This is a genomic window from Proteinivorax tanatarense, from assembly GCF_040267685.1.
Lineage (GTDB): Bacteria > Bacillota > Proteinivoracia > Proteinivoracales > Proteinivoracaceae > Proteinivorax > Proteinivorax tanatarense.
On sequence record NZ_CP158367.1, the window covers coordinates 2945351 to 2968241 of the forward strand.

Consider the following 22891-nt stretch of genomic DNA (forward strand, 5'->3'; position numbering starts at 1 on the left):
TTTCCATCCTTATTATTTTAATATAAAGGATGCTTCTTGCAAAGGGCTACTACTTCTTTTTTTACATTTTCTTTTACTTTTTGATCTTCGTGGTTAGTTAAGGTAGTATAAATAAACTCACTAATCTTTCTCATTTCTTCAACACCAAATCCCCTAGTTGTAACAGCAGGGGTGCCTATTCTAACTCCACTTGTAACAAAAGGACTTTCAGGATCAAAGGGGATAGTGTTTTTATTTACTGTAATACCAACCTCATCTAAAGCTTTCTCTGCCTCTTTTCCTGTTATTTTAAGACTTCTCAAGTCAAGTAACATTTTGTGGGTGTCAGTTCCACTGCCCACTAAATCTATACCTTCTGCCATTAATCCATCAGCTAAAGCTTTAGCATTTTCAACTACCTTTTTAGAATAATCTACGAAGCTTGGTTCCATAGCTTCTTTGAATGCTACTGCTTTCGCGGCAATGACATGCATCAAAGGACCGCCTTGAAGCCCTGGGAATATTGACTTGTCAATCATTTTTTTATGTTCTTTTTTACAAAGGATCATACCTCCACGAGGTCCCCGTAAGGTTTTATGTGTAGTTGTAGTCACAAAATCGGCATATGGAACTGGGCTAGGATGAAGATCAGTAGCTATAAGGCCAGCTATATGAGCCATATCAACCATTAAATAAGCTCCAACTTCTTTAGCTATTTCACCAAATTTAGAAAAATCCAAGGTGTGGGGATATGCACTGGCTCCGGCTACAATTAACTTTGGTTTTACTTCATGGGCTCTTTGTCTTATTTCTTCATAATCAACTCTTTGAGTTTCTTTATTAACACCATAGGGATGAAAATTATAATAAAGTCCAGAAATATTTACAGGACTCCCATGGGTCAAGTGTCCTCCATGGGATAAGTCCATCCCTAAAACATCATCCCCTGGCTTAAGTACAGCTGTATAAACCGCCAGGTTAGCTGATGCTCCTGAATGTGGTTGAACATTTGCGTGTTCAGCTCCAAACAGTTCTTTTGCTCTTTTCCGTGCCAGTTTTTCTGCTACATCAACATGTTCACATCCGCCGTAATATCTTCTGTTTGGATATCCTTCAGCATATTTGTTGGTTAATACCGAACCCTGAGCCTCCATTACAGCCTCACTAACAAAATTTTCCGACGCTATAAGTTCAATGTTTTGTTGCTGCCTGTCTAGCTCACTGTTTATTGCATCATAAATTTGTGAATCAACTTTTTTTAAGTTTTCCATTTTAAAAACTCCCCTCTTAGTTAATATTTTGCCCTTTCTCCTCCTATTAGTTTTGGACGAGTGTTGGCTGCTATTACTGACGCTGCGCCAACTTTATTATTATTTAATCTTACAGGAACAACTACTGGTTTTAAGTGCATTCCTATAATAGTACTGCCAATATCAATCGCCGCTTTAGCTTGTTGTCTAAGCTCTTCTACCACAACTGGATCCTGAAAACTTTCCATGGCATGCTCAGCCAATGCCCCTCCAGCTTTGCGATGAGGCATTACTGTAACCTGATCAAGATTATATAAACTACAAACTCCCCTTTCAACAATCAAAGCCCTGTTTAAATGTTCGCAACACTGTATAGCTAAGTGAATCTTATGCTTTTCTTTAAAATTTAATAAACCCTCTAAAATCTCAGAAGCTACTTTCCAGTTAGAAGCTTTGCCTATATGCTTTCCCATTACTTCACTGGTGCTACAACCTATAACCATAAGTTCTTTAGAGGATAAATTTATCTTTTCCTGTAGTTCATCTAGTGCAGCTGTAACTTGTTGATAATAGATAATATCACCACCTATCCTAAGCATGCTAACTCTTATTTTCAATCTCACTAATTTGTTTTATTCTATTTGTGTGTCTCCCACCTTCAAATTCTGTATTTAAAAAAGTAGAAACAATCTTCTTAGCTAAACCTTGACCTACAACTCTTTCGCCTAAAGTTAATACATTGGCGTCATTATGAAGCCTTGTAGCTTCTGCTGAAAAACAATCATGACAATTAGCTGCCCTAATCCCCTTCACTTTATTGGCAGCTATGCTTATGCCTATCCCAGTTCCACATACTAAAATAGCATAATCACACTCTTTATTTTTTACAGCTTCAGCAGCCAACTTTGCATATTCAGGATAATCCACACTTTCCAGCCCATAAGTTCCGAAGTCTTTAACATCATGGTTAAGCTCTTTTTCTATAAATTCTTTTAGTTCATTTTTTAAACTATAACCACCATGATCGCTAGCCAAACCAATTCTCAAAATAAATCCCTCCATTTACGTTATTGTTATATCCAAATCTAATTAGCTATTATTATTTTGCCTAAATTTATCTATTCTACACAAAGCCAATTATATCCTGTTTTTAATAGTAACTCGTATAATTTAACTCTAAAAAAGGGGGCGGAATCCCGCCCCCAATCCTACTATGCAAATACAGGTCGATGCTCTCGTTGAAAAACTACATCATTTACGTCAGAAGCCCCAGCACTAACCCTCTCCACTACTTCCCTACTGGTATTAGAAACCTCACTTCTAACAAAAGAAACTGTGCCTTTTACTTCTTGTGCCAAAGTTACAACTCCATCTTTTATGTCAGCTACGTTACTGTTAATAACTTTAATATTATCCATCATGCTTTGATATTCACTTCTAATAATATCTCTTCCCGTTGTTAAGCTGTCAGAAATTGTATGGGCCGATTCTTTGATTTCTTTTATTCCTGTTTGTACAGCGGAAACCGCCCTGACCCTATCTATGCTAGAAGAACTACGCAAAACATTGCCCATTGATCCTGCTGTCCTTGCTACTGAGGCACCAGTTGCCACAACACCTCTTCCAACAGATATTGCTGTTTTACCGACACTCTTAACAACTTCTGTAGCAGATGTTATCATTTCATTTGCTGTTTTTCTAATTTCAGCTCCAGAGTTTTTTATGTCACTTACTGTGTTAGACAACGCTGTTCTTGCCTCGCTTATCCTATCTCTGCTTTTTTGTACTGAGCTACCTACAATCTCTCTGACATCATTATAAGTTCTTTTGGTAATATCTGCAACACTGGTAACGGTATCTTTTACACCTTGAGCTACAGTTGTCACACGCTCACCGACTCTCCTTACTGTATCAGCAACGGAACTTACCCTATCTTGAACTCTATTATAAAAAGATTTAATTGAGCCTAGAGTAGATCTAGTATTTCTTGTTTGTTCTACTTTAGTTTCCTCTCCTTTTGACTGAGCAGAAACTGAGTTTCTGGGCTGTGAATGTGTTTGTTGCTCTTTAATCTGTGGCTCCTTTAAAGCAACATTGTTACTTACAGAAGCAGAACTCCTTATATTACTACTAATTGTTAACATATACATCCCCTCCTAGTTTAATAAAAAGCTACAATCTTTGTTTTTGTTTTGCTAAATATGAATAAGAATTTTCTTTTAATATAGTAAACTTATCTTCCAAAACAAAAGCTCCGTTTACAAAAAGTTTCATCTTCCAACTTCCTGGGACTATTTCATTTCTTTTTGATTTTAAGTCTAACCAGAACCATAATCTAACTTCATCTTTATCTCCTTTAAAAAGGTTGTTTTCATCATATTGGAAAAGCTCTCCAACGGGATTGTACCAAGCTACTGTGACTACATGTATACCCGTTATATTTGTAAACTCAAATCTAGTTACAATTTTCTCATCTAGATATGCGTTATATTCTTTTTTGCTTTTATTTATTTCTTCCTTTGTTAATACAGAACTTACTCCGTACGACTGTAAGTGAACGCTATATTGCTGGTTATTGTATAACCTTTTTTTATCATTGTTTATAACTAACACAGACCATAGCTTGTCCTCTTCATCTGGAGCATATATATTCGCTTTTGGATCGTTGATGCTTAAGTTATCGTTTACCAAAAATCTATACTTATATTCTCCTGGTGGAAGATCTATAGCAAGTGTCCAATTATCCCCCTTTTTACTCATTTCTCCATTCTCAGGAGCATATTTGCTAAGTTCACCAATTATGCTTATTTTATTTATTTTGATATAGTCCGAACTATAGTCTAACTGAACGTTCATATTATCACCCCTGATACAAAATTAAATTTATAGTTATATATTACCATATATCGACTCTTTTTTAAACAATTTTCTGTTAATTAAGGACTTAAGTCTCATCAATAAAAAACTCCCTTTAAGGGAGTTTTTTATCATACTTTAAATTTACTCACATATTTATTTAGCTTAGCAGCCATCTCACTTAAATTGTCTGTAGCCGCTGTAATTTGCTCCAAACTGGCAGTTTGTTCTTCTGTAGTTGCCGCTACTTCTTGACTCGAAGCTGATGTTTCTTCGGAAATCTCTGCAACGGTTTCTGACTCAGCAACAGCAGCTTTAACATCCTCCACCTGACTTGATGCGGATTTATCAATGGTTTTTATTACTTCTAATGTTTGATTTGCTACTGAGACAATCTCTTTTAGTCCTTGTTGAGAGCTGTCAACCATATCTAATTGCTGTTGTGCATTTTCTGATTGAGAGTTAACCAAATCAGATGTTGTAGAAACTTTTTGTTGAACTTGGCCTACAATTCCTTTGATTTGATCTGCAGCTTTTGTTGTTTCTGTAGAAAGCTTGCGAACTTCGTCAGCTACTACTGCAAACCCACGACCATGTTCACCTGCTCTAGCTGCCTCTATTGCTGCATTTAGCGCCAAAAGGTTGGTCTGAGCTGCTATGTCAGTAACAACTGTAATAATCTCACCTATCTTTTGGGTCTCTTTTTCTAAGTTTGTTATATCATCTGCCACTTGAACATTTCCGCTAGCAATATCCTTTAAACCAACAATAAGTTCTTCTAAAACCATACCATTTTGCTCAACAGTATCCACCATTTTCACATTAACTTCTATAGCACCTTTACTTTTTTCCGCAATATCTTTTGCAATTTCCTGAACTGCTATAATTTTTTCTAAAACAGTTTGACTAGCAGTAGCTTGATTCTCAGCACCTGTAGACACTTCTTCCATAGTAGTAGAAACCTGCTGGGCTGCACTTGCCGCTTCATTGGCAGCTATGGCCAGTTCATCGGCAGTTTTTTCTGTGTCTTTAGAAGATTGCACAGTATTTTTCAATAACTCTTTTAAGGACTTTAACATAAACTCAAATGCCGTAGTTAGTTGTCCAATTTCATCATTACTTTTTTTAATATTGATTTCTTTAGTTAGGTCTCCAGAAGCAATTTCACTAGCTGCTCTTTCTAACTGTCCTAAAGGTCTAAAAGTCACGGTGACAAAAATGCTTGATATAACAATAACCAATAAAGAGGTAATTCCTATAATAGTTATTACCATACTTCTTAAAATAGAAGCTGTTGCCAATGCTTCTGCCTCTGACTGATACACCACTACTGTCCAGTCCGATGTAGGTACATGGGCATGGGCTCCTATATACTCGGTTCCATCATCGATATAAGCCACATGTCCATCTAGTTGTTCCTCCATTTCTGACCATGGAAGCATATCTTTAACATTTAAGTTTTCATATACATTGGCGTTATATCTATGAGCAACTACATAACCATTGCTGTCAGCAATCATAGCCCCTCCAGTTTCACCAACTCGATAATCTTGAGTTTGACTCCATGTCTGTCTTAAATTGTACTCAATCCCCAACACCCCTGCTATTGTAGTGGAGCTACCATGGGCATAAACAGGAACCATATGTAATACAATAGGATTATTATTCTCATCTAAAATAAAACCGGTGTCATATATTTCTCCTTCTAAAGCCGTTTCAAGGCCTTCTTCAAGCTCAACTTCTCCTATTCGAAACTCAAACTGATTTTCTCCATCACTATCGAAATAAGTTACTCCGTTAATTTTATCGTTCCTTAGTGTATAGTTTGTAAAATAAGTCCTCGCTTCGCTAATATTATTACTCCTTAGAACCGGAAGTTCACTAAGGTCTGTAGTAAGATCATATATATCAGATATATAGTCATCCATATTAGCAGCAAGCCTTTGTGACAACAGCAAAGTATTTTCCCTATGTTGCTCCATGATACTATCTTCTACTTGTGGCAAAATAAAGATCATTATTACTGCTAAAACCAACATTAAACATCCTACGCTTAAAGACAGCACCTTTAGGTTTAAACCTTTAAAAAGTCGAAAGTCCTTAGCTTTTGTCATAATTCCCCTAAAGTCAAGCTTGTTAGATTTTTTTTCTTTAGGAGAAGCAGTTTTCCCTTGTGATTTACTGTTTTGCTTAGTTGACAGTTTTGCTGCTAAAACTTCTTTATTAGTCTTTAATTTGCTTTTTATCTTAGATAAAAAATTTTTTGACAATTTTAATGCCCTCCCACACCTATATTTAAATCAAACTATGGTAAAAATATCTATTATTCTGCGCACTACTTAGTATTTATTCGATATTTCCGACATTTTTCCCTTTTATTTTTTATTAAAAATTATTATTTCTTTTAAGTATTTAGACCCAATACCTTAATAGAAAGCACCTTTACCAGCTTGCATTTTCTGAGCTAGACAACAAAAAATAAGGCTGCTATAGCAGCCTTATTTTTTGTTATTTTTTTCCCAAGTGCTGTAAGCTCTCTTTTATTTCTTGAAAACATTCCATGTATTCTTCCTTTGTTCGACCAAAAGGATCAGTAATATCATAGCTCTTTGACGTCCTTTTATCTTTATTGTACAACATACTATGTTCCTTTAAGGTATAAACCTTTCCCTTACTTTCTGGAAATGTGTTAAGCAGGGTATTTTTATGAGCTTTAGTCATTGTTAAAATTAAGCCAGCACTTTTAACTAAATTTTGTGTCACCTGTTTAGATTTATGTTTGCTTATATCAAGGCCTGCCTCTTCCGCCACTTTTTTTGAGTATTCAGAAGCAGGCATATCATCAAAAGCCATTAGACCTGCAGATAGCACCTGAACATCTTCGCCAGTTATAGAATCAAGATAAGCAGCAGCAAGAGGACTGCGACACGTATTCCCAGTACACACAAGTAAAATCATTATACTACCCCTCCTAAAAGAAAATAATCTTAGGCGATTGCAAAACTTCACAATGCCTGATATAAAAGCTTTTATATTAATAATCTCAAAGGAATCCCCCCACTTTTTATCAAATTATATAGTAATCAAAATACGCATTTGATTACATGAAAGGAGGAATATCCAATGAAAAAATACGAACAAATTTCTTTTGCTAACTTTAACCAAGAATTTGATGAGCTGTTAAAATCTAAGCAACCTACCTTAATTGAGCTATTTAGCGATTTCTTAGAAGTGGATGAAATCATCCCGGCTTCGTTTTATGATGCTTACTATTCATCGTTAGGTAGAAATAGAGACTATTCTTTGTCGTCTATGATATCTGCTTTAATCTTGCAAAAGATTCTCTCATTACCCCACACTAAAACTCTTCTAAACATTCTAGCTCTTTCCAAAGAGTTAAGAGATTTTTGTGGGTTTGACGATAAGTTGCCTGATCCAGCTCAATTCACTCGTTTTAAACAGAATTTTCTACCACACATTGAGCAGATGTTTCATAATTTAGTGGATGATACTGAGGCTTTATGTCATGATATCAATGATGATCTAGCTGACATCTTAATCTCTGATACCACGGGGTTTGAGGCCTTTGTTAAAGAAAATAACCCTAAGTTTTATGAAACGCTTCTAACCAGTGCAAAAAAGTATGCTAAAATTGAAAACTCTGTTAACCCTCATTCTCTTGCCGCAAGTAAGATGCCTAAAATGGCGTCTGCTAATAACGAGTTTAAGCTATCTCATTTAAACGGACACTTTGGCTATTATCTTAAAACAAACGTTGTTACTAACGGGCTTGGCATTGTTAGACATATAGATTTTTATGATTTAGACTTAGAAACCATTTCTCCTGAATTAAAAGATGAGTATGATTCTAAAACTCTTATTCCCGTTTTAGAAAACTTTTTCAAAAAGCACCCTCTTTTAAAGTACAAGTACTTTCTTGGAGATGCTGGTTTTGACTCTTACGATAATTATCGCTATCTTTATTGCGATAAGAATATGATCCCAATTATTCCTTTAAACCAAAGGCGTAAATCTGACTTGCCATCTTCAGGCTTTACAGATGATGGCACCCCTACATGCCCTCACGATAGTTCATTAAAAATGAATTATGATGGTGTTGCCAGAGAAAAAGGAAGGGCTGATAGGGTTAAATTTAAGTGTCCTAAATCTAAAAAAAAAAGAGTAAATGGTAAGCAAAAAAGCACTTTAGATTGTCAAAACCCTTGTACTTCTTCCTCTTATGGTCGTGTAACTTATGTGCCTATACACAAAAACTATAGACTTAATTGTGCTATCCCCAGAGACTCTGAGAAATGGAGTAACTTATATAAGGTTAGAACAATATGTGAAAGAGCTATTGCCCAGCTTAAACACTCTATGTCTCTTAGATCCTCTAAGCTTTATAATACCAAGACTTTAAAAGCTGATATATTATTAGCGGCTATTACGCAGCTTACTGCGTTAACTGTTCTGCATAGAGCGAACAACACATCAGCACCTATGTCAATTAAAAACCTTGTAGCATAGACTGCTTATTTTCGCACCTGATTCTTCTTAAAAATACATTTTTACATATTTTCGGTTGCTCTATTCTTTTTTAATTAACGCATTTTGCAATTACCTAGAAAATAATCTTTATTCCTAAGCCAATTAATACAAAACCTCCTATTTTTTCAGCATTGTTTCCCATTACAGCACCTATGTACTTTCCAAAGATAAGCCCAATAGCGGACATGACGCCGCCAAAAAAACCGAAAGTTAAAACTACTACTAGGGTTGAAAACCCTAAAGTCCCCAAGCTAAAACCTACAGAAAGAGCATCTAAGCTAACTCCTAAAGCCAGCATCAACAATGACAACCCTGTCAAGTTATTATTAGAGCATTTATCGCTGTCATCCTCTTTATCCTCTTTTAAAGACTCATATATCATATTAGCTCCAATCAACACTATTATGATACTACCTAAATATTGGGCTAGCTCTCCTAACATTCTCCCAAAAATCTGTCCAAAAAATAGGCCAATAAGGGGCATAAAAATATGAAAAAGACCGATAACCACACTCACTTTGATTATTTCTTTAGCAGGCAACTTTTTCATGCCCACTCCTACACATAAGCTTATGGCATCGGTGCCAAGAGCCATAGCTATCAAAATCAAAGACAACAATTCTCCCCAGTTAAAAGAGCTGCTGCCAGTAAAAACTTCAATATTTATTCTGCTTATTAAAAAAAGGGAAACTATCATAATTGGGGTTATTATGGGAATTATTTTCTTAGGTGTTAGGTGAAATATAAAAATCCTTTTTGACATAACCTACCTCCTAAATATTTTTCATGCATAATATATTCAAACTTGAACTATATTATGTCCGCACGCTTTTAGAAGTCTATTCATAACGGCGTAGGATAAGTCATCCTTTCCACCTAACCCCATAGCTAAAATCACATCAACATCACTATAGTCCATATCATGGAGATTTTTATATAAGCCAGCAGCTATATCTAAAGTGCTATTTAAAGACCCCATGGATATAAGCTTGTCTACATTTCTAAAATGGTGGGTATACTCTTCAAAAGCTAAAACCCCTATTTTTTTTCCTATATTTTTTTCCTGTTTTACTTTATTTTGAAGCACCTTTACTACATTACTGTATTCACCCACAAACAGTGTCATAGGCGCTCTAGGGCTATAATGCTTATATTTCGTTCCTGGTGATAAAACTTTACCCCCAACATATTCTTTATGTCCTTCAGCATCTACCACTGACTTAATTTGCTTTTGAGTTATAAGCCCAGGTCGCAAAATAACTGGCTTTGGGGAGGTTAAATCTAAAACGGTGGATTCTAAACCCATGTCAGTTCTTCCCCCATCAACAATACAGTCAACTCTGCCATTTAGGTCTTTATAGGCATGATGAAAGCTTGTAGGACTAGGCCTTCCTGATCTATTGGCAGATGGAGCCGCTATTGGTATATCAGCTTCTTCCAGTATTCTTCTCGCAATTGAATGGGAAGGAATCCTAATAGCGACGGTTTCTAATCCACCACGTACTGTGCTAGGTACTGTTTCTTTGTTTGCCAAAAGAATAAGGGTTAAGGGGCCTGGCCAAAAATTATGACCTAATTTATCAGCACATTTAGGTATATTAACTGCTAGTTTTCGTAACCAGTTAATACAAGGGACATGTATTATTAAAGGGTTATCAGCAGGACGTCCTTTAGCTTTAAATATTTTTTCGACAGCATTTGTGTCTAAAGCATGTGCCCCCAATCCATAAACCGTTTCTGTGGGGAAAACCACTGTCTTGCCGTCTTTGAGAGATTGAGCAGCAAAACCTATGTCGCGATTATTATTTTTTAGAATTTTTGTATTAGTATTATAAGTCATTAAATCTTTTTACTCCTTACTCCTTTATTATGATGAATTAACGCGGCTATAGAAGCAGTAATAGGTATAGCCACAATTAGCCCTAAACTTCCCACCAATGCTCTTACAATTTCTGTTGCTATTAAATCAGAGTTAATAATAGCTCCAAAGGGCTGTTCATAAGCTTTAAACAACAACAATAGTGGCAAGGCACTTCCCGTGTAAGCAAGGATTAACGTGTTTACCATAGTGCCCATTATATCCCGTCCCACGTTCATTCCAGCAGCAAAAAGTTCCCCTGCCTTTAGCTTTGGATTAGCAATTTTAATTTCTTCAATTGCTGAAGCAATGGACATAGTTACGTCTAAAATAGCTCCTAAAGCTCCTATAATAATTCCCGCTAGTAAAATTCCCCTTACATCAAAATCCACACCTTCCTCGATAAACTGTAACATCTGAGCTTCTTCAGAAACGTATCCTGTCAAATTTGCCGCATTAGCAAACACCCAAGCTAAAATTCCAGATAATAACAGTCCTACTGCAGTACCCAAAATTGCTGCAAAGCTTTTTGAGTTGGCTCCACCAATAATTAACAACGTAAAAATAGATACCAAAACTGAAAAAGCAACCGTCAACAACAAAGGGTTATACCCTTCCATCATCAAAGGTAAAATAATATAAATAACTGTAAGGCCCATTAAAACTAATGTAATTAGAGCTTTTATTCCTTTAAATCCACCGATAGCTAATAGAGCGATAACAAAAATAGCAATCAGTATATAAACAATATGATCTCTAATAATTTCATCAACACCTATTGTAGTAATTTCGCCATCTGCTGTTTCAATATAGACCATCACCCTATCTCCAGCAGATAACTCAAGGGTGTTGATTCCAAAAAGCATGTGCTCAAGTTCAAATTCCTGTCCTTCAAATTCACCTTGAGTAATTTTTACCCTCAACTGTTGAGTCCCCTGCTCCCAGTACTCTTCACCTTCTACAGGGTCGCTTGCATACAAAATCTCTCCTCTTACTAATTCCACATCTACACCTTCATCGTCAAAGGGGGGGATATCATCTTGGGGCACACCTTCTTCTCCATCAAATCCTAATGCAAAAACAGGAAAAGATATTAGAACAGCAAGCAATATTATAAAGCTAAAAATCCTCTTAACATTCATTGCTACAATCCTCCTGACACTGATGACATATTCCATAAAACTTTAGCTGATGGCCTGAAATATTAAATTTATATTTATGTTCTATTCTATCCTCCAAAACTTCTAACAAATCTTCCGCAACTTCATAGACCCCATCACATGATGTGCAAATCAAATGATGATGATGATGTTCTTCTTCCCAAAGCTCATACCTACTGCGCCCATCACCAAAATTCAATTTATGTAGTATTTTTAGTTCTTCAAACAACTCTAAGGCCCTGTAAACAGTTGCTAGTCCTATATCGGGGTTTATCTTATTTGCTTTTTCATGTATTTCCTCAGCGCTCATATGCTGTTGCCTATTTTTTAATATTATTTCAAGTATGGTTTGTCTTTGGTTAGTTATTTTATAGCCGCTACTTTCTAATAGACTATACGCCCTTTGTGAAATTCCCATGTCATAACCTCCTATACTAAATCTTATAAAAATTATAGTTTACACAACTTATAAAGTCAAACAAATTGCACAAGTGACTCTATATTATAGTTATTTTATACCTAACTATTTAATTTAACACATTTATTATATAAAAAATAGGGTGTACAGCAAAACTGCGCACCCTTAAAATCTTATTAAACTAGAACTCACCTAGAACTACCTGAGCTATGTTTGTGGCATGATCCCCAATTCTCTCCATATTACTTAAAATATCCAGATAAACCACCCCAGACATAGGATAGCACTTGCCTTTGTTAATCCTTTGAATATGCCTATCCCTTAATTCCTTTTCTAAATCGTCTATATAGTCATCATCTTTAATAACCTCTCTAGCTAACTGGTGATCATTTTCCTTAAATGCCCTCATAGCTTTATCGGTAATTGCGGACACTTGCTCAAACATACTCTGAATTTCTTCTCTAGCTTGATCTGAAAAAGGCAAATCATCTTCTATTTTGTGAATACATAAGTCCGCTACATTTTCAGAATGGTCACCTATTCTTTCAATGTCATTAATTGCATGTAATAGCATAGTTAAACGTTTAGCATCCACTCCAGAAAGTCCTTTGTTGGACAGCTCAGAAAGATATATAGCTATCTCCTGCTCCAATTCATCAACAACTTCCTCTCTTTGCTGAACATCCTTTAAATAATCCTTCTGGTTTTTAAATAAAATATTTAGGGAGTCCTCTAACATTGTACCGGCTATTTCTCCCATCCGGGCAACTTCCTTCTCTCCAGCACCTAACGCTAGTGAAGGGGTTTTAAATAATCTTCTGTCAATATATTTAATTCCTCTTTCAATGATTAATTCTTCTCCTGGAACAAGTCTGGTAATCAACATTACAAACCAGCTAACAAAAGGTAAAAACAGTATTGTGTTAGCAATATTAAAAATAGTATGGGCCATCGCTGTTTGCCTAGCCACGGTATCCCAATTTGATTCTATAAAAACAGTAAACCATGGTAAAATCAGTAAGAAAATCAATGCCCCAATTAAATTAAAAATTACATGGGATACTGCGGCTCTTCTGGCAGTTAAGTTTGCCCCTATTGCCGCTAGCATTGCTGTTACGCAAGTGCCTATATTAGTACCTAAAATCAAAGCTAAGGCACTATCTAATTCTAAAACTCCAGCTTGAGTCATAGATATAATAACTGCCGTTGATGCACTACTACTTTGTACTGCAATTGTAAATAACGCACCAACAAACATGCCTAACAGTGGGTTTTGACCAAACGTTTTTAGCATATCTAAAAATGGAGGATAATTTTCTAACACTCTTAAAGAGTCTGACATGATAGTCATACCTAAAAGAAGAATTCCAAAACCTAGTAGACCTTTGCCTAGGTGACGGTAAATTCTTTTTTTGACAAAGTAGTGCATCACTACACCGACAGCAATCATAGGTAAGGCAAAGGCATCAATTGCTTGAAAAGATATTAGTTGGGCAGTTACAGTTGTCCCTACATTAGCACCAAATATAGTGCCAACAGCTTGAGTCAAGTTCATAAGTCCCGCATTAACAAATCCTACAACCATTACAGTTGTAGTGCTGCTACTTTGTACAAGTACTGTTAATAACGCACCTGTAAATGTTGCAATAAATCTATTGCTTGTCATCACTTCCAATATTCTTCGCAATTTGTTACCTGCAGACCGTTGTAACCCTTCACTCATTAGCTGCATCCCCAAAACAAATAGCCCTAATCCGCCAATAGCTCCAAAGAAAGTCTCCATGGCATTATGCCTCCATTCATACTCGATTTTCATACCATAATCCATACTATCACATTTTAAACTGTAGTCAATAAATCTATAACTCTATAAAGTAAACTTTTTGTTACAAAATTACAAAGTAAAAAGGAAGTGCTTTAACTATAGTTTAAGCAACTTCCTCAAAAAACAATCAAATATAATGAATACCTTCTACTTCCACCTCATTTTCTTTAAGAAATCTTAAGGCTTGCTCTTCGATGTCTAGCTCACACTGTATGGCGAGACCACAGTCAGAACTAATCTCTCTAGGCACCGGCCTAACTCTCAGAGAGACATCATGTTGTTTAAGCACTTCCTCAGCCTTTATACTGTCATAAGTAGTTGGAAAAGTAATTAAGAGCTTTTTCTTCACTTAGCATTCCACCTTTATTATTATGTCTTCTCCTTCCTCTTCTATTGTATACTTAATTTTATTATTTTTACAGAACCTAAGTATATTTTCTTTTGCAACTTGCGAATCTACTATAGCTATAAAATCCTGACCTGTTTCATATTGAGTTTTAAACTCCAAAAGTGGTTGTGGACAATCTAAGCCTCTAACGTCCAATTGATACATCCTTATTCCTCCTAACCATAATTTTTTTACTATGAGCAGCTACTATAACAGCTAATATAAGGAAACTAATCACCAATGCTATTTTCCCATTTATAGGAACTCCTGCCGGACTAGCCGCTGTTTCAAAGTTATGAACAACAGCCCCGCCTACAATCATACCTAAAACTGTAAAAGCAGCATCTAGGTTGCCCTGTCCCGTTAATATTAACTGTCTCAAAGGACAACCACCAAGTAATATAGCACAAAAGCCAACTAGAGTGAGTCCTAAAAAATTCCAAATATGTTCTGTATGTGCTACATTTTGTTCAGCGAATCCTAAACTAAAGTTTCCTAAGGCTAAGTTGGTTATAAAAGCCGCAATTAAAATTCCTAAAAACCCTGACACCATATGAAAATCTTTAATCATAATTACATCTCTAATTCCTCCTGCCATACAAAGCCTTGAACGCTGTGCTAACATCCCAACTAAAATACCTACACCTAAAGCTATTATAATAGGCGCCGTAGCGGAACCAGGACCTTCTGTACTAAAGTTTATAAATCCAGGTTTTATAACAACAAATATTAGCAACATAACAAAAAAAGCCGGCATTACGTATCCACTAGTTTTATTTTGCTGCTTGGTAGCTTTCCCTAATGAAAATCCTCCTTTTAAAGCTTTCAACCCAAGGTATATACCAAAAATAAAACCAAACAAACCAATAATGGCATTTAAGTCTCCTCCCGCTATCCTTAATACCATTCTTAGCGGACACCCTAAAAATACCATTGCACCTACCATCATAAATATAGCTATAAAAAATCTTAGTAAAGGTGAAGAACCGGATTCAACCTTAAACTCATTTTTCGTAAGGGATATCATAAAAGCTCCTAATACTAATCCTGCTATCTCAGGCCGTAAGTATTGCACAACACCAGCCTGATGCATATTTAATCCCCCTGCAATATCCCTTAAAAAGCAAGCAATGCAAAACCCCATGTTAACTGGGTTGCCTAGCTTTGTTAAAATAGCACTTATAAATCCAACTATGATTCCCACTGTCAGAAGTTTTTTCAACTAATTCACATCCTTTTTGTTTTTTATCCGTATATATTCTTCGACAATTTTTTATAAGCTCCTGTTAATATCTATATAAAATTTCCTTATATGGTATTCTCTACCATGTATATATGGTTACTATATTACCTGTCAAATAAAAATAACGTCAATCAAAAAGTGATTGACGTCATTTTTAAAATGTTCTTATTTATTATTTTTTTTGTAGTCTTCTATTGCTGTCTTTAGCGCATCGGCCGCTAAGTTTGAGCAATGCATCTTAACTGGTGGCAGCCCACCTAATTCTTCAGCAACTTGCTTGTTTGTTAATTCTAAAGCCTCGTCGATAGTTTTGTCTACCGCCATTTCAGTAATCACACTACTGGTAGCGATAGCGGCGCCACATCCAAAGGTGCGGAATTTTATATCTTTAATAACATTATCTTCAACTTTTAAATATATTCTCATGATATCTCCACATTTAACATTTCCTACTTCACCTACACCGTCAGCATCTTCTATTTCCCCTACATTCCTTGGATTTTGAAAATGATCCATTACTTTTTCTGTGTACATGGACATCCACTCCCCTTTTTAATTTGTTTTCCATACAGCGGTGACATATTTCTTAACCTTTCAACAATCTTAGGAACCCTATCCAAAACATAATCAATATCTTCGTCGGTGGTTCCTTTTCCTAGTGTTAAGCGTAGCGATCCATGGGCCGTTTGATGACTCAACCCCATATGCATAAGAACATGAGAAGGATCTAACGACCCGGAAGTACAGGCAGATCCACTAGAAGCTGCTATCCCTTCCATATCCAAGCTTAATATTAAAGCTTCGCCTTCAATATACTCAATTGACACATTTACATTGGTAGGTAGCCTCTTCTCTGGGTGACCATTTAACTTTACATCATCCATTTTTAATAACCCTTCGATAAGTCTATCTCTCTTCTTTTCAACTTCCTGCATTTCATCTACTGAGTTGGAAGCCATCTCGGCAGCTTTACCCAAACCTACTATCCCAGCTACATTTTCAGTGCCAGGTCTTATTTTATTTTCTTGTCCGCCTCCATGGGCCAGATTTTTCAACTTAGTTCCTTTTCTTACATATAAAGCTCCAATACCTTTTGGCCCATAGATCTTATGTCCTGAAATAGTTAGCAGGTCTACCCCTAATTGATTAACATCCACCGGTATTTGCCCAAAGGATTGAACTGCATCAGTGTGAAGATATATATCATGTTCCTTAGCTATCTTAGATACCTTTTCTATAGGTTGGACAGTCCCTACTTCGTTATTTGCATGCATTAGGGTTATCAGTATAGTATCTTTACTTATTGCAGATTTTAATTCTTCTAAGTCTATTACGCCATGCTCATCTACTGATAAGCGGGTCACTCTATACCCTTCTTTAGCCAAGGCATCGCATGTGTCAAGGGAGGCATGGTGTTCAACGCTAGAGGTGATTATATGATTACCTTTTTCTTTTAACGCAGCAGCTACTCCTAGAATTGCTAAGTTATCTGCCTCAGTTCCCCCAGACGTAAAAATAATTTCTTCATCAAGATCAGCGTTAATTGACTCAGCCACCTGTTTCCTGGCTTTATCAACGTGCTTTTTAACTTCTCTTCCAAAACTGTGTACTGATGAAGGGTTGCCAAATAACTCTTTATAAAATGGCAACATAACATCTAAAATTGATGGGTGTAACGGGGTTGTTGCAGCGTGATCTAAGTAAACTCTTTTCACTGTTCAACACTCCTTTTAAAATTATATTAAAAATATTTATAACTTTATTATGTTAGTAACAGAAGGTTGTCATTCAACTTCAAGCTCTACCTTGCTTAAATCCTTGATTATATCAGCAAAAGTTATTTCATCTAACACTTTTGACATGCTATCCCTTAACTTTGCCCATACAAACTTTGTTAAACAACAAGATTCCTTAGAACATAACTCTTTAGTTTCTTCTTCAGACACACATTCTACGGGAGCCAAAGGCCCTTCTAACACTCTTACAACATCTCCAACAGTAATATTCTCTGGAGACTTTGAAAGTATATACCCACCTTTCGGACCTCGTACACTATTTACTAAACCATCTTTCTTTAGCTCTCTAAATATCTGTTCTAAGTATAGTTCCGAAAGGTGCTCCCTTTCAGCTATTACCCTAAGAGGTGTTGCACCATTTTTGAATTCATAAGCCAAAACCGCCATAGCTCGCACTCCATACTCCCCTTTAGTAGATAACCTCAAATTTTTCATCTCCTTAAAACATAGTGATTTAGTCGGGTAATATCCTAAAAAAAATAAAACATAGTGTCTTACTATGTTTTATTATAACTATTTTTCGATATTATGTCAAAGGTTTAAGAAGAAATATTAGTAATCTTTCCCAATAAAGACTTAAAAATATCTATAATTTTTATGCTATATTCAATTTCATTATTTTCGTCTTTATCTTTTAAAGTTGTCTGTTTTTTTTCCGCCTCATTTTGAGGAGAATTGGCTTCTCCTACAAAACAAAGCGGAGGAAACATAACACACCACCAATTATCTCCAGCACCTTCTCCTAACTCAACTTTTACTGCTTGGTAATCCCCTGCAGGGTAAACCTCGTCAAGATACATCCTAGAAGGAAAATTAAATTTTCCTGTGCTGACTTCAGCAGAATAGCTAAAACCATTTTTTTTAAGAATATTATCTGCTTTTTTTGTAATTTGTTTTATGTTTTTTTCAATAAATGCTTCTAGCTGTTTAGGACAATTTATATTAGCAAGTTCAGAGCTAAAGTTTTTTATTATTTCATCTCTAACCTGATATTTTATAAACTGGTCCTCTGCAGAGTTACTATTCGCCAATACATGCAGCCGTATAACTTCATCATTTTTTATATTATATCCATAAGAGTTAGATACAATAATTAGTACTACTGCCAATGTAAGTGTTAAAACTCTAACAAATTTACCCATAACTCTTGTCCCCTATCCTATATATTCTTTAATAAAATCCAATGCAGCTTTTTCCAATCTAGAAACCTGAGCTTGAGATATCCCTATTTGGTTTGCTACCTCTACCTGAGTCTTGCCAACAAAAAAGCGCTTAATTAAGATTTCTTTCTCCCTAAGTGACAACTTTTCTAAAGCTTCGCTTAGTAATATTTTTTTCAGCCATGTGTTATCACATTCTTCGTCCCTTATCTGCTCTTCAATAGAAACAGGGTCAGAACTATCATTGTAGACAGGCTCACTTAATGATATAGGCTCATAATTGGCGTCTAAAGCAAAAATTATTTCTTCCGATGGCAATTTTAAAGCATCGGACAGCTCATTAATAGTCGGTTCTCTTTCTAACTCTTTTGCCATCTGTTCTTTTTTTTGGAGTGCTTTATGGGCAATTTTCCTTACAGACCTACTTACTCTTATTGCGTTATTATCCCGAAGGTATCTTCTTATTTCTCCCATTACCATCGGTACAGCATATGTTGAAAATTTCACCCCTAGCTTAGGGTCAAAATTATCGATTGCCTTTACAAGTCCCACGCACCCAATTTGAAATAAGTCATCTAAATTTTCTCCTCTGTTTTTAAACTGTTTTAATACACTGAGAACCAATCGTAGATTGCCCCTTACCAGCTCATCTCTGACGGCTTCATTGCCACTTGCCAGTTCTCTAAATAACGCATCCATTTTTTTTGCACTTAACACTGGCAAGTTATATGTGTCTACTCCACTTAATGTGACTTTTTTGTTGCTATACATTGTTTTTGCCCCCTCAATTTTATACCTCACTTCACTGATAATTATTGCCACTTTTTTCTATCCTTAATCTATATCCCAAAAATTAATTAAAAAAGCAAAAAGCTGTTGAGCCTTTTGCTCAACAGCTTTTTACTTTTTTTGTCCAACTACAACTCTAGGATGACCACCTAAATCATAAAGAACTTCTGAGTTTTTAAACCCCCACTCTTTCAACAATTCTAGGGATGCTTTTTGTTGGTTATATCCAATCTCAAAAGCTATTACTCCCTCTGACCTTAAAACTTTACCAACTTGAGATAAAAGTTGTGAGTAAATTTCTAGTCCCGTTTCACCACCTACTAGAGCACTTTTAGGTTCATACTCTTTTACAGTTTTTCCAAGTGATTCATATTCATCTTCAGGTATATATGGCAAATTAGATAATATCATATCTGCTTTTATCTCTCTGTTAATAATTGGTTCTAGTAAACTTCCGTTATAAAATGTTACTTTGTTTTTTACCCCTATATCTACAGCGTTGTTTTGGGCAATTTTTAATGACTTCTCAGAAATTTCTGTGGCGTGAACTCTAACATCGGCGCACAATTTAGCTATTGTCAGTCCTATAGCCCCTGACCCAGCTCCCACGTCTACAACGGTTTTAATTCCATTAGTTAACTCAAGTTTGGATAGTGCCCATTCAATGAGGACTTCTGTATCTGGGCGTGGAATTAAGACATCTTTTGTAACTTTAAATTTAATACCCATAAATTCTTTATAACCAATAATATAAGCTACAGGATAATGTTTTGCCCTTTTATCAATCATTGCTTTAAATTGAAGCAACTGATCTTTAGTTAAAAAGTTATTATCTTTAGCTATCAAGTCAGTTAGTCTACATTCTAATACATGTTTAAGAAGTAATTGGCTTTCAAAAAAGGGATTCTCTATGGAGCTTTCTTTTAACAAAGCTGAAGCCCTTACTAGGGCTTCTTTAATAGTAATCTCCTTCATTTATTCCACCTTTTTCATTTTTTCTAGTTGGTCTGCAGTAATCAGTTCTTCAACAATTTGATCTAACTCTCCAGCTAATATGCCGTCTAACTTGTGTAGGGTAAGTCCAATTCGATGATCTGTCACCCTGCTTTGTGGAAAGTTATAGGTGCGAATGCGTTCACTACGGTCTCCTGTACCGACTTGACTTTTTCTTTCATCGGCCAGTTCGCTAGCTTGTTCTTCTTCGTATTTTTCAACTAACCTAGCTCGTAAAACGCGCATCGCTTTATCTTTATTTTTATGCTGTGACTTTTCATCTTGACAAGAAACAGTGATCCCCGTAGGTAAATGAGTTATCCTTACTGCCGACTGTGTGGTATTAACACTTTGACCACCTGGCCCCGAAGAACAAAACCTATCCACTCTAAGGTCATTTGCATTAATTTCTACATCTACATCTTCCACTTCTGGTAGTACAGCTACTGTTATAGTAGACGTGTGTATCCTGCCACCGGATTCAGTGGATGGGATTCTTTGCACTCTATGCACTCCACTTTCGTACTTTAAACGACTATACGCCCCTTCTCCTTCTATTACAAAGGTTATCTCCTTTATTCCACCTATATCATTATAATGAGAGTTTAACACTTCAGTTTTCCAACCTTTGCTCTCCGCATAACGACAGTACATTTTAAAAATATCGTTTGCAAATAAAGCAGCTTCATCTCCGCCAGCACTTCCTCTAATTTCAACAATAACGTTTTTAGAATCATTAGGGTCCTTTGGAAGTAGTAATACTTTTAACTCTTCTTCTAACTTTAGTTTATCATTCTCCAACTCATTTATTTCTTCTTTAGCTAGTTCAACAAGATCATCATCTGTCTGAGAAGAAATAATTTCCTGAGCCTCTTCATAGGATTGGCAAACTTTTTTATATTCTTTATATTTTTCGATGGTTCCTTGTAGATCAGAATGCTCTTTAGTTAATTCTTTCCATTTTTTCTGATCTTTTGTTACCAGTTCTGGGTCAGAAATGCTTTTTTCTATTTCTAAAAAGCGCTCTTCTAATGCCTGTAATTTTTCTAACACTATATACACCTCATTTTATGTGTAGTTTAATTATCTATATTTGCTCAGACTCAACTTCATCATCAAGCAAAACTGCCTTAAATGATGTAAGAGCCACTTCTAGCTGACCATCGTCAGGCCTTTTAGTAGTTAACAATTGAAGCCATAAGCCAGGAAGTAGCAAGGGTTTAAATATCGATGTTTTATAAGCCAGTCTGTTAATCTCATAAGCTAATCCCGCTAAAAAGGGTACAGCTAAAACTCTAATAACAACTCTGCTTAATATATTCCCCCAAGGAAATAATGAAAAAAACAAGATACTCACTACCATTACCAGTAGCATAAAAGCTGTCCCACACCTAGGGTGAAGCGTAGTCATTTCTTTAGCGTTATCCACCGTTAACTCTTTTTCTTTTTCATAACAGTGTATCACCATATGCTCTGCACCATGATATTGGAAAAATCTGTGTATCTCTTTTAATCTTGAAATTACCAAAACATACCCTAAGAAAATTATCATTCTAAATAATCCTTCTATTAAATTATAATATATATTACTTTGCTCTCCGTCTATCACAAGGCCAGAAAGTAAGGTGGGCAAAACAAAAAATAAGAGGATTGAAAAAAACATCGCAGCAACCATAGTTAAACCCAGTTCCTTTTTGGATATAGTTTTTTCCTCTTCACCCTCGCTGATATCAGCTGAAAGGGCCAACATTTTCATGCCTGTTTTTAGTGCGTCAAATAGTGTAACAGCACCTCTAATTATGGGCAGCGAAAGCAGTTTGTGGCTCTTGGTTAGAGGTCTTTGAACATAGCTTTTTACACAGATATCTCCATCCGGCTTTCTCACTGCCATAGCAGTTTTTTCAGCTCCTCTAAACAGCACACCCTCCATCAACGCTTGACCACCCACAGCAAAATTATGCTTTTCGCTCATTATTACCGCTCCTTTGGTACTTCATGACATTTTCTACATCGTGCCTCGTAAGATTCTTTAGCTCCTAGTAAAATAGTTGGATCGCTATGGGTAGCAGGCTTTCCCTCAATTAATCGCTGTGTTCTACTAGCAGGATTTCCACATACAACACAAATAGCCTGTAGTTTATCTACATACTCAGCCATAGACATTAGTAAATTGGTATATCCAAAAGGCTTACCTCTAAAGTCCATATCTAGCCCTGCCACAATAACTCTCTTACCACTGTCAGCTAAATCTTTGCATATATTTACTATTTCTTTATCAAAAAACTGAATTTCATCAATAGCAACTACTTGCACTTGTTGCGAAATAAAATCTTTAATTTCCGATGCATTTTCAATATTAGTAGCCGTAATTTTATCACCGTTATGGGAAACTACACTTTCTCTACAATACCTAGCATCTATCCTAGGTTTAAAGACTTCAATTTTCTTTTTCCCATATCTAGCTCTTTTTATCCTTCTAATGAGCTCTTCGCTTTTTCCCGAAAACATACTACCTGTAATTACTTCAATCCAACCCATATTTTTAATGTAGTGCAAAGCCTCTCCCCTCACTTATAAAAAAGTATAATATCATTACTAGGTTATCATAACTTAATATAGAACTCAATA

25 protein-coding genes are annotated in these 22891 nt (G+C 35.8%); 1 reads left to right on the forward strand and 24 read right to left on the reverse strand.

Annotated features, from left to right (window positions below; translation table 11 throughout):
• Positions 1-17: 17 nt before the first annotated feature.
• The 7 genes from glyA to PRVXT_RS14340 form a co-directional block, all read right to left on the reverse strand.
• Positions 18-1250 carry a serine hydroxymethyltransferase gene (gene glyA / locus PRVXT_RS14310; protein WP_350343538.1) on the reverse strand — a complete coding sequence of 411 codons (1233 nt, stop codon included), beginning with the start codon at positions 1248-1250 and terminating at the stop codon, positions 18-20.
• A 20-nt stretch (positions 1251-1270) separates the two neighbouring features.
• Positions 1271-1846 carry a TIGR01440 family protein gene (locus PRVXT_RS14315; RefSeq protein WP_350343539.1) on the reverse strand — a complete coding sequence of 192 codons (576 nt, stop codon included), beginning with the start codon at positions 1844-1846 and terminating at the stop codon, positions 1271-1273.
• Entirely contained in the window at positions 1830-2291 is a 462-nt protein-coding gene (gene rpiB, locus PRVXT_RS14320) for a ribose 5-phosphate isomerase B (protein ID WP_434064301.1), read from the reverse strand. The genes PRVXT_RS14315 and rpiB overlap by 17 nt, the downstream gene beginning before the upstream one ends.
• 149 nt (positions 2292-2440) lie before the next feature.
• Positions 2441-3373: a hypothetical protein gene (locus tag PRVXT_RS14325; RefSeq protein WP_350343541.1), complete on the reverse strand. Its 933-nt coding sequence runs from the start codon at positions 3371-3373 to the stop codon at positions 2441-2443.
• A gap of 28 nt (positions 3374-3401) precedes the next feature.
• Positions 3402-4085, reverse strand: coding sequence for a hypothetical protein (locus tag PRVXT_RS14330; RefSeq protein WP_350343542.1), 684 nt, complete (start codon positions 4083-4085; stop codon positions 3402-3404).
• A 131-nt stretch (positions 4086-4216) separates the two neighbouring features.
• Positions 4217-6355: a methyl-accepting chemotaxis protein gene (locus PRVXT_RS14335; protein ID WP_350343543.1), complete on the reverse strand. Its 2139-nt coding sequence runs from the start codon at positions 6353-6355 to the stop codon at positions 4217-4219.
• 238 nt (positions 6356-6593) lie between these two features.
• Positions 6594-7043: a low molecular weight protein arginine phosphatase gene (locus tag PRVXT_RS14340; protein ID WP_350343544.1), complete on the reverse strand. Its 450-nt coding sequence runs from the start codon at positions 7041-7043 to the stop codon at positions 6594-6596.
• Positions 7044-7208: 165 nt separating this feature from the next.
• Between PRVXT_RS14340 and PRVXT_RS14345 the strand changes: the two genes are divergently transcribed.
• Positions 7209-8612, forward strand: coding sequence for a transposase (locus PRVXT_RS14345; RefSeq protein WP_350343545.1), 1404 nt, complete (start codon positions 7209-7211; stop codon positions 8610-8612).
• 94 nt (positions 8613-8706) lie between these two features.
• Here the strand turns inward: PRVXT_RS14345 and PRVXT_RS14350 are convergent, their stop codons facing one another.
• The 17 genes from PRVXT_RS14350 to PRVXT_RS14430 form a co-directional block, all read right to left on the reverse strand.
• Positions 8707-9396 carry a manganese efflux pump MntP gene (locus PRVXT_RS14350; RefSeq protein WP_350343546.1) on the reverse strand — a complete coding sequence of 230 codons (690 nt, stop codon included), beginning with the start codon at positions 9394-9396 and terminating at the stop codon, positions 8707-8709.
• 36 nt (positions 9397-9432) lie between these two features.
• Positions 9433-10473 carry an L-threonylcarbamoyladenylate synthase gene (locus tag PRVXT_RS14355; RefSeq protein ID WP_350343547.1) on the reverse strand — a complete coding sequence of 347 codons (1041 nt, stop codon included), beginning with the start codon at positions 10471-10473 and terminating at the stop codon, positions 9433-9435.
• Positions 10473-11633 (reverse strand): YibE/F family protein, encoded by a 1161-nt coding sequence (locus PRVXT_RS14360; RefSeq protein WP_350343548.1) that lies wholly within the window; start codon positions 11631-11633, stop codon positions 10473-10475. The genes PRVXT_RS14355 and PRVXT_RS14360 overlap by 1 nt, the downstream gene beginning before the upstream one ends.
• Positions 11623-12069 (reverse strand): Fur family transcriptional regulator, encoded by a 447-nt coding sequence (locus PRVXT_RS14365; protein WP_350343549.1) that lies wholly within the window; start codon positions 12067-12069, stop codon positions 11623-11625. Before PRVXT_RS14365 ends, PRVXT_RS14360 begins: the two co-directional genes overlap by 11 nt.
• Before the next feature lie 181 nt (positions 12070-12250).
• Positions 12251-13852 (reverse strand): Na/Pi cotransporter family protein, encoded by a 1602-nt coding sequence (locus PRVXT_RS14370; protein ID WP_350343550.1) that lies wholly within the window; start codon positions 13850-13852, stop codon positions 12251-12253.
• Between the two features lie 169 nt (positions 13853-14021).
• Complete coding sequence (locus PRVXT_RS14375) at positions 14022-14243, reverse strand: DUF3343 domain-containing protein (protein WP_350343551.1); 222 nt, start codon at positions 14241-14243, stop codon at positions 14022-14024.
• Positions 14244-14447: a sulfurtransferase TusA family protein gene (locus PRVXT_RS14380; protein ID WP_350343552.1), complete on the reverse strand. Its 204-nt coding sequence runs from the start codon at positions 14445-14447 to the stop codon at positions 14244-14246.
• A complete protein-coding gene (yedE, locus tag PRVXT_RS14385) occupies positions 14428-15504 on the reverse strand; it encodes a YedE family putative selenium transporter (RefSeq protein ID WP_350343553.1) in 1077 nt (358 codons plus the stop codon). Before yedE ends, PRVXT_RS14380 begins: the two co-directional genes overlap by 20 nt.
• Before the next feature lie 186 nt (positions 15505-15690).
• On the reverse strand, positions 15691-16059 hold the full coding sequence (nifU, locus tag PRVXT_RS14390) for a Fe-S cluster assembly scaffold protein NifU (protein ID WP_350343554.1): 369 nt from the start codon (positions 16057-16059) through the stop codon (positions 15691-15693).
• Positions 16041-17240: a cysteine desulfurase NifS gene (nifS, locus tag PRVXT_RS14395; protein ID WP_350343555.1), complete on the reverse strand. Its 1200-nt coding sequence runs from the start codon at positions 17238-17240 to the stop codon at positions 16041-16043. Before nifS ends, nifU begins: the two co-directional genes overlap by 19 nt.
• 69 nt (positions 17241-17309) lie before the next feature.
• The gene (locus tag PRVXT_RS14400) at positions 17310-17747 is read right to left on the reverse strand and encodes an RrF2 family transcriptional regulator (protein ID WP_350343556.1); all 438 of its coding nucleotides are present in this window, start codon (positions 17745-17747) and stop codon (positions 17310-17312) included.
• A gap of 113 nt (positions 17748-17860) precedes the next feature.
• Positions 17861-18463 (reverse strand): stage II sporulation protein R, encoded by a 603-nt coding sequence (spoIIR, locus tag PRVXT_RS14405; RefSeq protein ID WP_350343557.1) that lies wholly within the window; start codon positions 18461-18463, stop codon positions 17861-17863.
• Positions 18464-18475: 12 nt separating this feature from the next.
• Entirely contained in the window at positions 18476-19252 is a 777-nt protein-coding gene (sigG, locus tag PRVXT_RS14410) for an RNA polymerase sporulation sigma factor SigG (RefSeq protein WP_350343558.1), read from the reverse strand.
• Positions 19253-19381: 129 nt separating this feature from the next.
• Positions 19382-20245, reverse strand: a complete 864-nt coding sequence (gene prmC / locus PRVXT_RS14415; RefSeq protein ID WP_350343559.1) for a peptide chain release factor N(5)-glutamine methyltransferase — start codon at positions 20243-20245, stop codon at positions 19382-19384.
• A complete protein-coding gene (gene prfA / locus PRVXT_RS14420) occupies positions 20246-21316 on the reverse strand; it encodes a peptide chain release factor 1 (RefSeq protein ID WP_350343560.1) in 1071 nt (356 codons plus the stop codon).
• A gap of 34 nt (positions 21317-21350) precedes the next feature.
• Complete coding sequence (locus PRVXT_RS14425; protein ID WP_350343561.1) at positions 21351-22235, reverse strand: DUF1385 domain-containing protein; 885 nt, start codon at positions 22233-22235, stop codon at positions 21351-21353.
• A 2-nt stretch (positions 22236-22237) separates the two neighbouring features.
• Entirely contained in the window at positions 22238-22819 is a 582-nt protein-coding gene (locus tag PRVXT_RS14430; RefSeq protein ID WP_350343562.1) for a thymidine kinase, read from the reverse strand.
• Positions 22820-22891 lie beyond the last annotated feature (72 nt).